Source organism: Saprospiraceae bacterium (genome assembly GCA_016714025.1).
Classification (GTDB): Bacteria; Bacteroidota; Bacteroidia; order Chitinophagales; family Saprospiraceae; genus Vicinibacter.
In genome coordinates this window covers 288,050-303,700 of the sequence record JADJOB010000001.1, presented here as the reverse complement: position 1 = coordinate 303,700, position 15,651 = coordinate 288,050, and the positions used below count along the sequence as shown (strand labels likewise).

Annotated in this window: 11 protein-coding genes and 2 tRNA genes; 8 read left to right on the top strand and 5 right to left on the bottom strand. The window is 36.9% G+C overall.

Going from position 1 to position 15,651, the window contains the following annotated elements; all coding sequences use genetic code 11:
* Nucleotides 1–13: 13 nt before the first annotated feature.
* The 5 genes from IPJ80_01230 to IPJ80_01210 all read right to left on the bottom strand — a co-directional run bounded on the left by IPJ80_01230 (nt 14) and on the right by IPJ80_01210 (nt 7,830).
* Nucleotides 14–1,246: a carboxylesterase family protein gene (locus IPJ80_01230; GenBank protein ID MBK7912104.1), complete on the bottom strand. Its 1,233-nt coding sequence runs from the start codon at nt 1,244–1,246 to the stop codon at nt 14–16.
* 34 nt (nt 1,247–1,280) lie between these two features.
* A complete protein-coding gene (locus IPJ80_01225; GenBank protein ID MBK7912103.1) occupies nt 1,281–2,267 on the bottom strand; it encodes an aldo/keto reductase in 987 nt (328 codons plus the stop codon).
* Nucleotides 2,268–2,334: 67 nt separating this feature from the next.
* The gene (locus tag IPJ80_01220; GenBank protein MBK7912102.1) at nt 2,335–3,900 is read right to left on the bottom strand and encodes a T9SS type A sorting domain-containing protein; all 1,566 of its coding nucleotides are present in this window, start codon (nt 3,898–3,900) and stop codon (nt 2,335–2,337) included.
* A 26-nt stretch (nt 3,901–3,926) separates the two neighbouring features.
* Entirely contained in the window at nt 3,927–6,830 is a 2,904-nt protein-coding gene (locus IPJ80_01215; GenBank protein ID MBK7912101.1) for a TonB-dependent receptor, read from the bottom strand.
* Between the two features lie 94 nt (nt 6,831–6,924).
* Nucleotides 6,925–7,830: a glycosyltransferase gene (locus IPJ80_01210; protein MBK7912100.1), complete on the bottom strand. Its 906-nt coding sequence runs from the start codon at nt 7,828–7,830 to the stop codon at nt 6,925–6,927.
* A 247-nt stretch (nt 7,831–8,077) separates the two neighbouring features.
* On the opposite strand from IPJ80_01210, the gene IPJ80_01205 reads away from it, so the two are divergent.
* The 8 genes from IPJ80_01205 (at nt 8,078) to IPJ80_01170 (ending at nt 15,233) form a co-directional block, all read left to right on the top strand.
* On the top strand, nt 8,078–9,259 hold the full coding sequence (locus IPJ80_01205) for a CofH family radical SAM protein (protein ID MBK7912099.1): 1,182 nt from the start codon (nt 8,078–8,080) through the stop codon (nt 9,257–9,259).
* A 1-nt stretch (nt 9,260) separates the two neighbouring features.
* Nucleotides 9,261–9,887 (top strand): histidine phosphatase family protein, encoded by a 627-nt coding sequence (locus IPJ80_01200; protein ID MBK7912098.1) that lies wholly within the window; start codon nt 9,261–9,263, stop codon nt 9,885–9,887.
* Nucleotides 9,884–10,627: a menaquinone biosynthesis protein gene (locus tag IPJ80_01195; protein ID MBK7912097.1), complete on the top strand. Its 744-nt coding sequence runs from the start codon at nt 9,884–9,886 to the stop codon at nt 10,625–10,627. The genes IPJ80_01200 and IPJ80_01195 overlap by 4 nt, the downstream gene beginning before the upstream one ends.
* 228 nt (nt 10,628–10,855) lie before the next feature.
* Nucleotides 10,856–12,256 carry a chromosomal replication initiator protein DnaA gene (dnaA, locus tag IPJ80_01190; GenBank protein MBK7912096.1) on the top strand — a complete coding sequence of 467 codons (1,401 nt, stop codon included), beginning with the start codon at nt 10,856–10,858 and terminating at the stop codon, nt 12,254–12,256.
* A gap of 98 nt (nt 12,257–12,354) precedes the next feature.
* Nucleotides 12,355–12,443: transfer RNA gene (locus tag IPJ80_01185), tRNA-Ser, on the top strand.
* A gap of 158 nt (nt 12,444–12,601) precedes the next feature.
* Nucleotides 12,602–12,676: transfer RNA gene (locus IPJ80_01180), tRNA-Pro, on the top strand.
* A 323-nt stretch (nt 12,677–12,999) separates the two neighbouring features.
* Nucleotides 13,000–14,052, top strand: a complete 1,053-nt coding sequence (locus IPJ80_01175; protein ID MBK7912095.1) for an NAD-dependent epimerase/dehydratase family protein — start codon at nt 13,000–13,002, stop codon at nt 14,050–14,052.
* Nucleotides 14,049–15,233: a hypothetical protein gene (locus tag IPJ80_01170; protein MBK7912094.1), complete on the top strand. Its 1,185-nt coding sequence runs from the start codon at nt 14,049–14,051 to the stop codon at nt 15,231–15,233. The genes IPJ80_01175 and IPJ80_01170 overlap by 4 nt, the downstream gene beginning before the upstream one ends.
* The last annotated feature ends 418 nt before the right edge of the window (nt 15,234–15,651 follow it).

Sequence of the window (15,651 nt, the reverse complement as noted above, 5' to 3'; positions counted from 1 at the left end):
AGAACAGAATAAATTAATATTTAATCCAACGCAAGGTTTTTTGTGAAGAACCATTATAAATCGTCATAAAATAAACTCCGGATTTATAATTGGAAACCTGAATTAAATGATTAGTAGTTCTGTTTTCATGTGTTAAAATTTGTCCGGCTGCATTGAAAATAGTAAAGCCAAATTGGTCTGGTGCATTTTTAATTTCAAAATAATCAGAAACCAGGTTTGGAATAATATAAACACCATCTAGTGGTTGTGAGGTTTCAGTGCTGGAATTTGTAATTGTTTTACAGAAAAATGGTTTTGCTTGTTGCAATAGAAAATCGATGACGGCTTCATTGTCATGGGTAGCATGTTGATTGCCCTGGTAAATCCATGTTTCGTAATACAGTGGGTCCATCCCAATGTTTTTTAGACGTTCTGTTATTACACAGGTTCCATAAGCAACTGGATAGTTATTTGAAATAAAGGTATAGTTATAGTATGGAGGCCTTGCATCACAAGGAACCACCGGATCCTGGATTTGATGATAAGAAAACACTGCAATTTTATTATCCGTATTGATTGCATTCGTATCCAGTAATGCTCCAAAAATATTGAAGACACCCTGAATTTTTGAATCATAACCATTTTGGTTAAGCACTCCTTCAATGGGTCCTAAATCGGATCGTATTTTTGTCCCAATGGGTGAGATGGCGCCAGTTTCTTTTGGTTTTTCAGATGGCAGATCAAGAAATGCAGCATTTAAGGCAACAATTGACCCAGCGCTTGCTCCTCCAATCCAAATCCTGTCCAAATCAATTCCATATTGGTTGGATTTTGCTTTTAAGAATCGAATGGCTCCTTTCATATCGGTGGCACCGCGGTAACCAGCTCTAATAATTTCGGCAACATCATAAGAAAATGGCGGACCTAAGGTCGGATACGGTCCATCAAAGCCAATTCTATAATCTATGGTAGCAGAAACAATGCCCCGGCTCGCCAGATCACTACAAACGGCAGCAAAATCTTCACGGGCGCCTTGAAAAAAACCACCGCCGAATGCCCAAATGACAAGCGGTTTTTGAATTTCAGGAGATCCAATGGGGTAATAAATATCCAAAAACAAGGAATCTTGTAAGTCTCTGTAATCCGGGAGTATGCCGTAAAGCAATTTCTTCTCAGATGCAACTGCAAAACGCCCAGAGGAATAATCGCATTGTGAAAACGCATTGAATGTAAAGCAGGAGAATAAAAACAAGGCAAGATATTTCATACGTCAAATAGTTTATACAAAAATAGAACAGGACTCAATAGGGTGTTGTTGCAGGTTTGTTATTTAATATATTCTCAATTTGTTCATTTACTTCTTTTGTTAATAAAGGCAATGCATCTAAAGATTCAATGGTTTCTTCCAATTGTTCCAATCGGGTAGCCCCTAAAATGACTGTACTTACGTTTGGGTTCTGTGCACACCAGGCAATTGCCAATTTAGGAAGTGTTGTATTCAGTTGCTGTGCAAGTAGATTTAATTGGCTTGCTATTTTTAAATTTTCAGGTAGTAAATTTTTTTCTTTTAACCATTGGTATTCTGGTAATGCCATTCGACTTCCTTCAGGAATTTGATTGTTGAGATATTTGGTAGTTAATATGCCAGAGGCCAATGGAGACCATATGGTCGTTCCAAGTCCAACGGTTTTAAAAATTTGACTGTATTCAACTTCAATTTTATTTCTTGTAAGCATATTGTATTGAGGCTGTTCCATGGTAGGCCCGATTAAATGATATTGTCTTGCCCAGAGATGGGCTTCCATGATTTCCTGAGCAGACCATTCCGATGTTCCCCAATAAAGGATTTTTCCGGCATGGATTAATTGATTCATAGCCCACACGGTTTCTTCGATGGGTGTGTTTTTATCCGGGCGATGGGCAAAAAACAAATCCAGATAATTTAATTGCATTCGAATTAACGCTTCATCGCAGGCTTCCCGAATGTGTTTGCGACTCAATCCGGTCATATTGGGTCTTTTATCTCCTCGCCCGAAAAAGACTTTACTGGATACCAGGTAACTGCTTCGATCCCATTGCATGGATTTAAGAACCTGACCCATGATTATTTCTGCTTTGCCATGGGCATAGACTTCTGCATTATCAAAAAAGTTTATGCCTTTATCATATGCATAAGCCATGAGCTTTGCAGCAAGTTGTTGGTCTACTTGATTGTGAAAACTCACCCAGGAACCAAATGAAAGTAAACTGACTTGTAATCCGGAATGCCCTAATTTTCTGTATTGCATGTTCTGACATTAAAAAATAAAGGGTTGCTTGATTAAAGCAACCCTTTAAAATAATTATTTATTTTTTTTACTTAAACACAACTTTTGAAAAACTCTCTCCTTTGTTGAAATGAATTTTCAAAAAGTAAATACCAGATTTAAGTTCATCGCGATTGATTGTAACACTGTTTGAATTAATTTTTGAAATGGTGTTATAAACGCGTCCGTTTAAATCTAATATGGTAATAGATTGAATTGGAAAAGCAGCATCTGTTTTTACTACAATTTGATCTTGTGCAGGATTAGGTACAACATCTAAACCAACTGTAGACGGATCCAGATTCGTAATTCCTGTATATCTGCTAAGATCACAATTGAGACCCAATGCCAAACAAGCTCTAGGCTTTACATAATTGATTAAGGTATCAATAAAGCGAAGTGCTTTAGCTTTTGACATATCTGGATTCGTTTGCAAGCCTCTGGCATGATTGATGTTTGTTGCTGGATCCCAATAATCCCAAGGACTTGAATCATATGGACTTTCTCTAACTAATGGATACAGACCATCCAATCCATCGTTTAATTGATTAGCAGCCAATGTATATGGGTCGTTAAATAATTTCGACTTCGTACTAAAAACTTCGTTGTTACCAAATGCTGTATTCAAATATTGAATGAGGTAACTTCCTTGAACCGGAACTACTTCAAGAGGTGGAGTTACTGGAACTAACACAAGACCTTCTTTGTAAGGTGCAAATGGGTCGGTTGTACTGTGCATAGAAATAACCGGTGGTTGACCTGGATCAATCCAGGCAGAATCGCCTACAGCTCCACCCATGTTAACTCCAAGTTGGAATCCGGATTGGTATCCAACATGGTTTGGATAGCATAAGGTGTCGCCATCTGGAACACCCAATAAGGCACCAAATCCTGGAGGAACCGTACCTACCGTGGTACCCGTTAAATTTCCATTGATTGCTTCAATAACCATTGGAAGAATTCCGACGGGTGTGTTGATTAAAAATTTACCATTTGAAGCAGTTGGAATTTTTCCATAACTGTCTAATGCACCTAAGTTAGCAGCGACATAACCGCCGGTTCCCTGTCCCCATATTGTGATACGGGAAGTATCAACACCAAAACGATTACCAAATTCAGTTACATCTCTTTTAAAGAATCGTATGCAGGTATGTCCATCCTGAACACCGCGGTATGCAGCATTGATTAAGGTATATACACGAACGTCTTTGCTGGTATTTACAGGATCCCATCCAAGACGATAGTCAACGGATGCAACAACATATCCCATTTTAGCTAATTGTGTACAAATTTCAACACAGGTTGAATCGCGTCTTGTACCACTTACACTTCCATTTTGTGGATAAGGTAAAAAGTTTCCAGTGTGATAATAAAGAATCAATGGACGTGTAGCCAGATTATCTCCAACCGGACTGTATATGTCCATCATCAGAGGCTGTGGCATTGCTTGTTTAAAACGTGGATCTGCAACGGTTAAAATAGTTGCATTCACACCATAAACAATGTTTGTGTCAACTTTTACTTCACTGTATATCTGATCAAGATATCTTTGATTTTGTCCGAATAACAAAGTCAGGTTAAGTAAAAGAAAACAAAAGAGTAAAGTTTTTTTCATATAAAATTAATTTTTATTAACAATGATTATTTTTTCTTCCATTCATATAAGATCGTAAAGTAACTTAAGCGGCCAATAGATGGTCCGCCATAGGCTTCATAATGTTCGTTGTTTAATAAATTTGAAGCACCAAGTTTAAAAGTGGTATTCCATTTTGAACTCCTCCAATTGATTTGTGCATCCATTAATCCGTATGCAGGTAGATAACCGGTGAATTGTGGTGAGCCTTCAAAAATAAAATCCTGCACCCATTTATAATTAATATTAAATCCAATATTCCTGATGGTTCCACCAAAAAAAGAAAAATAAATATCCCTGCCTGAAAAACCAAGATTGTATTTGTTTTCAGGAGTATTGAAAGCAGGAATTATAGGATCTTCTTCATTCGTTTTAATCAGTTTATTGTAGGAATAATTTCCACTCAATGCAAAGAAGTCAGAAAAATAATAATTAATCCCGGCTGAAAATCCTTGTGTTTGTACTGTATTGATTGAATTGGCAGATACTCTATAAGCTTGAGGATCTTTTGGAAATCCGGTAACAGGATCAAATCTGGATTTGATTCCAATATTATAGCCAATAAAATCTTTGTACGTACTAAAGTAATATCCTAAGTCAATAAACGTGGAGTTAAACAAACTGGTTCGAATTCCTAATTCAAATGTTTTTACACGTTCCGGACGAATTGGATCTACAAAAGGTGGATTTATGGAGTCTTTTCGGATATACTCTATAGGTGTTGCCCGGTTTCCAAGATAATTTACAAAAGATTCAACCGTTATCAAGCTATCAAATCCGGAAAGGTTTCCTGAAAGGATGGCTCGTCCCACATTCAAATGCAAATATTGGTCAGTTAAAGTTGGATTTCGAACTGCAGATGAAAAGGAAGCCCGCAGGTATGTATTTTCTTTAGGCTTATAGACTAAAGAAGCTGCAGGGGAAGAGATAAGATCAAAATTTTCATTTTTATCAACACGCAATGCAAGATTTACATTTAATTTATTATCGAACAATTTTTTATTGATTCCCGAATACAAACCAAATTCAAAATTTCGAATTTTCCGTCCCATGGAATCTGTAAAAATGGTACCATCTGAATTGGGACTATACCAGCGCATGTTTCCACCTACAATTAAATTTTCTAAAAAGAATGGTTCAAAAGTGTATTCTCCCTGGACATGGTATAAAGCAGATTGGTCATAAAACCGGGTTCCCTTTTCAATGGAATTTGATTTGCCTGAAGTAATAATATTAAAAAGAGAATCAAATGCCCGGGTGCCTGGTGTTAGAAAATCAATCGTTTGTTCAGAAGGATTTAAGCTTTTCTTATTGGCAAAATCTTCTGCAAGACTGTGCCAATTGCGCAAGGTATCCGCATAATCGACCAACCATTTTTTCGCAGCATTAAAATCAAATTCACCCATTCCGGTATTTGGATTAAATATCACTTTTGGATAACCGAGTGCCCACATTTTTGAAGGTGAGTTGTTGTTTAACAACCAAAAGGTTCTGTAATTATTAGCCCAGATTTCATTGTTTTTAGTATAATCCAATAAGCGAATGGCAGTAAAATAGGGATCGTAAGAATCTCCTGCGTTTTCATTGGTTGAATAAGCCCTTAAAAAGTATTTGTTTGTTTTTTGTATTTCTATCCGATTTTGATAGAACAATATATTCTTAAGTGAAAAACGATTGTCTCCCTGATACACGGTAGTGCCGCTGCCAAAGCAACTGGCAATAATTAATTCAGGAGAATTGAATTTGTTTTTTGGATTTAAGCGCACATGCACTGCGGCATTGCCTTTGTAATTTTTTGTATTGTAATCAACCAGATCTTCTTCTTTGTATCCTGTGCGATAAAAGCTACGCAATCCCGGATTAGTCCAATAGTTGGATTCAGTTCCTGTTAAGGTATTGTTGCTGGTTAGGTCATTTAATGAATAATATTCATCTCCATAAATATTTACTGCATCCCATCTGCCCGGATTCGGAATGTTGTTGAGATAAAAGATAGAATCTTTTTTAATATTATCAACCGGATTGAAATTATTTGCAACCCAATCGTATGCTTTCATGAAAAAGAAATTGGCTTTGAAACCAATTAAATCATTTCCAGATTTATTTTTAATTACATCGGCATAGCGAATTCCGGTTTCAACTAAATTTCGTTCACCGGTTTTTATCATAGCCGACAGTCCTTTGTGATAAAACGGACTCTTGGTTTCCATTTTAATAACACCATTAAAAGCATTGGGCCCATAAAATGCTGAACTGGCTCCAACAATTAAATCAACTTTTAAGACATCCAATTCAGAGCAGCCAAGGAAATTACCTAAAGAAAAGTTTAAACCAGGTGCCTGATTATCAACCCCATCAATAATTTGCAAAGACCTTACCGGACTGGTGCTGTTAAACCCTCTGGTATTTACCACTTTAAAACCCAGACTGGCTGCAGTCAGATCCACATCTTTTAAAGAGCCAAGTCCATCATAAAAATTGGCCGAAGGAGTTTCTTTAATTGCAATTAAATCCATGGATTCAACAGTAAGCGGGGAAGATTTTTGTTTGTCACTAATTCTTTGACCACTCACTTCAACAACATCAATTAAAATGGATTCAACCTCCAATTGCATGTTGATTTTTTTTCCTGCTTCTGTATAATTTAACTCTTTGGTAGCATAGCCGCTGTATCTGAATTCCAAAACAAGGGGAAGACTGAGGTTCGTTTTTAATACAAAATCACCATCAAAATCCGTGGTGGTTCCTTGAGTGGTTCCTTTTATCAGTACGCTGGCTCCAATTAAAGCTTCACCTGTTTTTGCATCTGTCAATTTTCCGTTTAGGACTGTTTGTGCAAAAATATTTCCAGAAATACTGAAAAAGAAGCTATAATAAATTAGAGATAACTTTAATATGTAGTGAGCTTTCATTTAAACTTGTCTGAAATTGGGAATTTTGTTAAAATTCAAAGGCAAGTTAACGAAATCATTGCAATTCCTAATTAAATTATTAACAGAATCCGTTTTAGAATTGCCGGGTTAATTTATTTTTAAATCTGAGATAGAGTCCTAATTTATATATATCTAAATATATCATTTTTGGATTGTTGCTTAAAAGGTTTCGAACGAGTTTTCGCTCAATGCTTTTATACAATTTAAAAACCAACCAGCCTGGTAAGAAGGATTGAATCTTTTTAACCGTGGATTCAAGTTTTGTATTCAGTTTTTTATGGTGGAATTCTAATAGCAATAAATTTTTTACAGCACTTGCGGTTTTTCGTAAAAATATTCTCGAGCTATAGAGGCCCAAGTGTAAAACTTCATTTTCAATTTGCACAATTTCGATGACATGTTCCTGAAGCGTTCTTGCCCAAAGGCTGTCTTCATGCCCATAAACACTAAGGCTTTCATCAAAGGGATGTTTTAATAAAATGCTTCGGTGTGTAATAAAATTTACCGTATGAAACGTTTGGTAGGGATGTGCGATTCGTTTTGAAATCGGTGGATTTTCTCTTAACTTTCCATATTTCCAATGCAATTTTAATTGATCTTTTTGTGGTGGAAATTTATCATAACAACATGATCCATAATAAACAGATTGCTTCCCTAATTTAATGGCATTTAAATACGTTTGAATAAAATTGGAATGGATTAATTGTACGTCGCAATCTAAAAATAGCAACCAGTCAAATTGTGCTAAGTTACCCAGGCGATTTCTGGATGCAGCGCGGCCACAGTTTTTTGAATTTTCAAAAAATTTTACCTTGGATACTGATTTTAATTCCTCAAAAATATGGTGATATGATTGATCTGATGCATCATTTAATATAATGAGTTCAAATGGTATCTGACATTGTTGACATTGTTCAATAACTTGCCGTACTAAATTTCGCACATCATAATTGTAAACTGGAATTAATACGGATAGCATGTCACAAAGTTATCTATAAAATGAAACCGGAGCCTATGATTTTAAGGCAGCTAATTAAATCCAGTGAACCTTTAAGCCTTCACTTCTAATGGATTGACATTTTAATAAACAGCACATTTACATCCGATATTTTAATTAGAGGAATGCAAGCTTAATTGCATAAGTTTTCAAATTCCTCAAAATAGTTTTCATATTAAACACGATGGGAATATTCTTGTTACATTTATAGGATTAAATTAGTGAACGCATGACTTTATGGGAAGAAAGTGATATTTTGTTGAATTCTAATGATTTAATTCGTGGAATTCAGTCTAAAGTTTTAAATTCGGAACGCATAACAGCTGAAGAGGGCTTGTATCTGTTTGAGCATGCCAGTCTTTCTGAATTGGCCTATTTAGCAAATTACATTCGGGAGAACAAGCATGGTGATAAAAGTTTTTTTAACCGTAATTTTCATATAGAACCGACCAATGTCTGTGTCTATACCTGCTCTTTTTGTTCCTATTCGCGTTTGATAAAAAAGAGGGATGAAGGTTGGGAGTACACCCATGAACAAATCATGGACATTGTAAAATCGTTTGACGATAAACCTGTTACAGAAGTTCATATCGTTGGAGGTGTTTTACCAAAATATGATGTAGACTTTTACCTGAATCTTTTTAAGGAGATTAAGACTCACAGACCTGATTTACATATTAAAGCACTTACCCCGGTTGAGTTTCATTACATATTCAAGAAAGCGAAGCTTTCTTATGAAGAGGGTATGGAGCGCATGCTTCAAGCAGGTTTGGATTCCTTGCCAGGTGGGGGTGCAGAAATATTTGATGAAACACTCCGTGAAAAGATAGCAGGTGGAAAATGCAGTTCGGAGGAATGGCTGCGAATTCATGAAATCTGGCATGGCCTTGGTAAAAAATCAAATGCTACGATATTATACGGGCACCTTGAAACCTATGCCCACCGGATCGATCATTTGGAGCGATTGCGCGTATTGCAAGATAAAACGGGAGGTTTTCAAACATTTATTCCTTTAAAATTCAGAAATAAGGATAATGAAATGTCGTATTTGCCTGAAGTAAGTATTTTGGAGGACTTAAGAAATTATGCTGTGTCCAGAATTTATCTTGACAATTTTGAGCACATTAAAGCCTATTGGCCTATGTTGGGACGGACAAATGCACAGCTCAGTTTATCTTTTGGTGTCGATGATTTGGATGGAACCATTGATGATACCACTAAAATTTATTCGATGGCGGGATCAGAAGAACTCAACCCTGCTATGAGTACCGGGGAGTTGGTGCAATTGATTCAACAAGTTGGACGTACAGCCGTAGAACGGGATTCAGTATATAATATCATTAAAGAATATCAGGAAGGAGAATTAGTGAATACCAATACGTATAATTTTTACAATTTGCCAGTAGTGTAGTATGCATACTAGAAAAATGTTTATTCTTCGCCATGGTGAAACAGATCAAAACAGGAATGGTATTGTACAAGGCAGAGGCATTAATTCAACATTGAATGAAACGGGTTTGCATCAGTCGAAAGCGTTTTACCAACAGTATAAAAATATTGAGTTTGATCATATCCGTTGCTCAAGCCAACAAAGAAGTTACCAAACCATCCAACATTTTGATTCGTCAGACAGGCCAATCCTTCGGGACAGCAGATTGGATGAAATTGGTTGGGGAGAACATGAAGGGAAAGCAGGAGATCCTGAATTAATGGAAAAATATTATCGAATTATAAATTCCTGGTCCAATGGAAATTATTCTGATGCTGCACAGGGTGGTGAAAGTGCATGGGAGTTGAGTTTACGACTTCAGTCCTTTTTAGATGAGGTTCATGCTCTGGATTTTAAGAATGCATTAATTTGTACGCATGGAAGGACTTTGCGTGCAATGATTTGCCTTTTAAAAAAGCAAGAACTCATGCATATGGAGTTGGTTTACCACAGCAATACGGGTTTGTATGTTGCAGAATTCAATAACGACGATTGGCAAATCATTTTAGAAAATGATTGCAATCATTTATCTAAAAGTATCGAACGTTGAAAGTAGCTTGTGTTGAGTATCTGAATGCTTTGCCATTTACAGATGCTTTAGAAATCTTGTTTAAAAAAAATCAACTCAATTATATAAAGGCTGTTCCTGCTAATTGTGCTAATTTATTAAAAACAGGAGCTGTAGATTTGGCTTTATTGCCAATTGGAGCCATTTCAGATTTTGAAAAACTGTATTTAATTTCAGACTATTGCATTGCCTGCGTTGGGCCGGTTCGAACGGTTAAATTATTTTCAAATCAATCCATTGAGTCCATTGATTCTATTGTATTAGATTCTGCTTCCAGGACTTCTAATGAATTATTAAGAATTCTACTTAGAGATTATTGGAAAAATTCTTCCATAAAATTAATTAAGGAATCCGATGAATTGTCAAATGCACAATTTGCAAAATTAAAAATAGGGGATGCTGCATTTGAACTGGAAGGGAGGTATGCCTTTGAATATGATTTAGGTGAAATCTGGTATGCTTTAACCGGATTGCCTTTTGTGTTTGCAGTTTGGGTCGCTACCAAACAAATTTCCAAAGAGCAACAAAATATTTTGAATGAAGCTTTTAAAAAGAGTATTGCATCCATTGATCAATTGATTTATAAAAAAGAGGAATACAATTCACAAATTCTGGAATCCTATTTTAAACACAACATTCATTATGAATTGGATGTGAATAAAAGGGAGGGAATGAAACAGTTTTTAAATCGAGCTGGAATTTCAAATTGTTTAATGGATTAAACATCCGCCCTTTCCGATTCATCCAGCTGACTAGTAATTTTTTATATATATGTTTTATTAATATGTTACAAGTTTTTGATTATCAGATGCTTATTGTGATAAAAAAAATTGAAAGATTTGAATCAAGTCCATTTATTTTTTGCAATTTTGCAATCCTTTTAAAGTAAATTAGAGTCCATCCCAAAAATCGATTTAAATTTTACTTTGGAACCAATCGTAGTGCATAGTATCAGTGATCCTGTTATTGTCTGGAATAACATTCTGAATTTAATTCGGAATTCTGTGCCTAAGGAAAATTTTAGAAAGTGGTTTGAACCCATTGTTCCTGTTAAGTTGGTTGATCAATCCTTGACCATTCAGGTACCTAATAAATTTTTTTATGATTGGATTGAATCTCATTTTTTATCGCTTTTAAGATCCTGTGTTCGTAAAGAGTTAGGCGATCGGGGAAAATTGGAGTATCAAATCTTAATGGAAGATTATCAGAAGCCCCAATTGCTTACAAAAACGAAAACCAGTCAGCAACATGATTTTGAAGATCCGGGAGTTATAACCAATCCATTTGTTATACCCGGAATTAAAAAAGTGAAAATTGAAACCAACCTTTCACCGGCCTATCAATTTGAAAATTTTATTGAAGGTAATTGTAATCGGGTAGCCCGGCAGGCAGGAATTCATATTTCCCAAAAACCGGGCAATATGTTTAATCCCCTGGTCATTTATGGGAATGCTGCTTTAGGTAAATCACATTTGATGCAAGCAATCGGGAATGCGGTATTAAAGCAATATCCTGAAAAGACGGTACTCTATACCAATGCTGAAAAATTTACAAACCAGTTTATCAGTTCGGTCAAGAATAACACGGTCAGTGATTTTTCGAATTTCTATCATAACCTTGATGTCTTGTTATTGGATGACATTCAATTTTTTGCTGGCAAGTCTGGTACGCAGGAAATATTTTTCCATTTATTCAATCAATTGCATCAAACGGGAAAGCAGATTGTATTGGCATCTGACAGAGCCCCCAAAGACCTAAATGATATTGAAGAGCGGCTCATCAGTCGATTTAAATGGGGCCTCACAGCAGATCTGACCGTTCCGGATTTTGAAACCCGTATGGCCATTTTATTGACGAAGATGGACCAGGGGCAGATCCAATTGCCATCCAATGTGATGGAGTTTATATGTCAGAACATCAAATCAAATATTCGCGAATTGGAAGGTGTGCTCATTCGGATCATAGCAGAGTCATCCTTGAATTTCAAAAAAATTGACGTAGAATTGGCTAAAGAGGTCGTTCAAAACTATGTGAATCAGGTAAACCAGGAGTTAACCGTTGAATCAATAGCCAAAATCGTATGTGATCAATATAAGATTCCGGTTGAGAGGCTGGTAGGCAAAAGCCGGCAGCGACAAATCGTGATGGCAAGGCAGACAGCCATGTATTTTACCAAACAATACACCCAGAAGTCTTTGAAGCAAATTGGGGAGTATTTTGGGGGAAAAGACCATGCGACGGTGCTTTATTCCTGTAACATGGCAAAGTATTTAATAGATTCTGACCTTATTTTCAGAGAAAGAGCAGAGAATATTGAAAAGAAAATCCAGAAAAGCCAACGATTTAAATAGAATTCCTATTTTTGCGAGCCCAAAAGGGAAATGTCTCTTTTGAATACGAGCCTGACCAGCAGGAGTTAGCAAACCGGCAAATAAATCAGGTGCGTTTCGGAGAGGTGGGTGAGTGGCTGAAACCAACGGTTTGCTAAACCGTCGTACCTCGAAAGGGGTACCGAGGGTTCGAATCCCTCCCCCTCCGCAAAAACTGCATGGGTGTGTATTTTAACATGGAGGAATGAAGATTCTTAATGTAGTTTGTAAAGTGTATTTTTTACAAATAAGAATAAAACATCAATGATGTTATTGGGCTCATACAGAAATGCAAAAGAAGTTAAATTCTTTGCAGCCAAATATATTCGGGGCGTAGCGCAGTCCGGTTAGCGTACCTGCTTTGGGAGCAGGGGGTCCCAGGTTCGAATCCTGGTGCCCCGACAATAAAAGGTCTTTTGAGAAATCAAAAGGCCTTTTTTTTTGGGGAGAAAATAATGATCTGTTAGCGTATGGCGCCAAAGGCGCCAGGGTCCCCAGGTTCTCCTGCTATGCAGGACATGGAATCCTGGTGCCCCGACTACAAAAGCTCCTGTAAATTTTTACATAGGCTTTTTTTATTTTTTGGAAATAATGTTCTGTTAGCTTATTGAACTTTGAGCGCAAGGGTCACTCATCAAGGCTGGTTAGGGTAATAAAGATTCCTAAAATATTTAATACTTTTGCGCTTGTAATTCATAAGTTTATATATTAGTTTTTCATTCGCTATGCCCAAATTACTTGTTACAGGTTCCTCTGGTTTAATAGGCTCTGAAGTGGTCCGATATTTTGACCAAATGGGTTGGGAGTTGTTTGGGGTGGATAACAACATGCGGGCTGATTTTTTTGGCCCCAAAGGGGATACCCGCTGGAATCAAAAGCAATTGGAAGCCCATTGCAAACACTTCAAACACATCGAATTGGATCTTAGGGAGCGACAAAAAGTCCTGGAACTGATCCAGCAAATTCAGCCGGATTTTATCGTCCATGCGGCCGCACAACCCAGCCATGACCTGGCAGCTACCCGGGTTTTTGACGATTTTGATGTCAATGCCAATGCAAGCCTCAATCTATTGGAAGCCTGTCGCCGGTTTTGTCCGGAGGTAGTATTTGTATATATGTCAACCAATAAAGTGTATGGGGATGCACCCAATGCATTGAATTTGATAGAAAAAGAAAGCAGATTTGATTTTGCTGATCCAGCGTATTTTCAAGGGATTCGCGAAGACTTTACCATCGACCAATCCAAACATTCCCTATTCGGAGCTTCCAAACTGGCTGCCGATATTCTTGTACAGGAATACGGCCGTTATTTTGGATTGCGGTCCTGCGTATTGCGCGGCGGATGTTTGACGGGTCCCAATCACAGCGGTGTCGAACTGCATGGTTTTTTAAGTTATCTCGTCCAGGTCAATTTAACAGAAAAAGTATACACGATATTTGGATATAAAGGCAAGCAAGTACGAGATAACATTCATGCCTTTGATGTCGCACGCTTCATCGAACAATTTTTCCAAAACCCACGGGTAGCAGAAGTTTATAATATCGGAGGTGGCAGACAAAATGCTTGTTCAATTTTAGAAGCATTTGAAATCGTTGAATCAATTTCCGGCAAGAAAATGAACTATGTTTATAATGAAAAAAATCGCGAAGGAGATCACATTTGTTACATTTCAGATTTAAGTAAAATGAAAATGCATTATCCATCCTGGGATATCAGTAAATCCCTTGAAACCATCAACGAAGAAATTGTATTATCCTGGAAAACCCGATTGCATTGACATCGGATTCTAAATTATTAATTGTTTCCTGGGCTATTCCACCCTTGTCAGGAGGAAGCTCGTATATCACGCATCAACTCGCCAAACAATTTAAACCGGAAGAAATTATTATAGCCGGTGGCACGAAATCGTTTTTTAAAAAATCGGCTGTTTATGATGAGATTAAATACCATTATTTCTTTTCTGAAATTAATTGGAAAGGACATGGGGACCGGTATTTTGTTTTGTTTCGATGGTTGTTGTTTCCTATTGTTCTCTATCAATTAATTCGACTGATTCGAAACCAAAAGCCAACAGCTGTATTAGCATGCTTTCCGGATCCGTATTATTTGATAGCATCAAAATTTGCAGCCACCTATTTTAAGCTTCCATTCTATTCCTATTTTCACAACACCTTGGTAGAAAATCGTTCCGGCATTTCAAAATGGATTGCAAAGAAGATTCAGAATACAGTTTTTAATTCATCAAGAATTATATTCACCATGAGCACCGGGATGCAAAGCTATTACAGCAAGACCTATCCGCAATGGAAAGAAAAGTTTGATGTATTGCCTCATACGTTTAATGAATATCCCCATCGAACCGTTCAAAAATCCTTTAATCAAAATCCTCCCTACAAATTGGTTTTAATTGGTACGTTCAACCATTCCAATATGGAAGCTACCAGCCGCTTGCTGCAGCTGCTTTCAAAATATCCGGAGTTGTATCAATTAGACATTTATACCTCAACTCAAAAACCAATTTTTAAATATAAATGGAATCTGGATTTAGATGAATTGGGAATTCATTACAAGGGATATGTAAATCAAGAACTTGTTGATAACGTTCTTCAAAATTACGATGCCTGCTTATTAACTCATGGATTTGAAGGAGCCTATTCAGATATCGAATACCAGACCATTTTTCCAACACGCATGCTGCCTTTTTTACTTTCCGGAGTTCCAATTGTTGCACATATTCCAGGCGATGTTTTTCTTGCAGAATTTATTCGTAGCTATGATTGCGCGCAATTAATTTGTTCTAAGGAAGAACAAGCTATTTTGGAGGGATTGCAAATGGTCACCACCAATCCAAATCGGAGGCAAACATTAATTTCGAATGCACAAAAGACCACACCTTACTTTTATGGAAAGCAGGTAGTGGATCGTTTGAAAATGAAGATATTTATTCTAGGGGAATAGTCTGTAGAGAAGAAGTCTTTAGGGAAATGTTACAATGCTGCAATTTTGAAATGCTGCAATACTGTAATGCTGCAAAGCTGCAATTTTTCAATGCTGCAATTTTGAAATGCTGCAATGCTGCAATTTTTCAATGCTGGAATCCTGAAATGCTATAATGTTAATTTTAAATGCAATTTTCTGCCACCCAATGAGATCTCAACAAAAATGCCCAAAAGCTAATAAGCTAATAAGCTAATAAGCTAACAAGCTCAAAAGCTTAACAGCTTATAAGCTTAACAGCCCTCCTCCCTAACAGTCCAACAGTCCATCAGTCCAACAGCCCTTCAGCCCTCCAGTCCTCCAGCCCCAAAATCAGTGGTCAGCAATTAGTAGTCAGTAGTCAAAAATTCAAAAATGCTCAACATACCAATAACCCTCC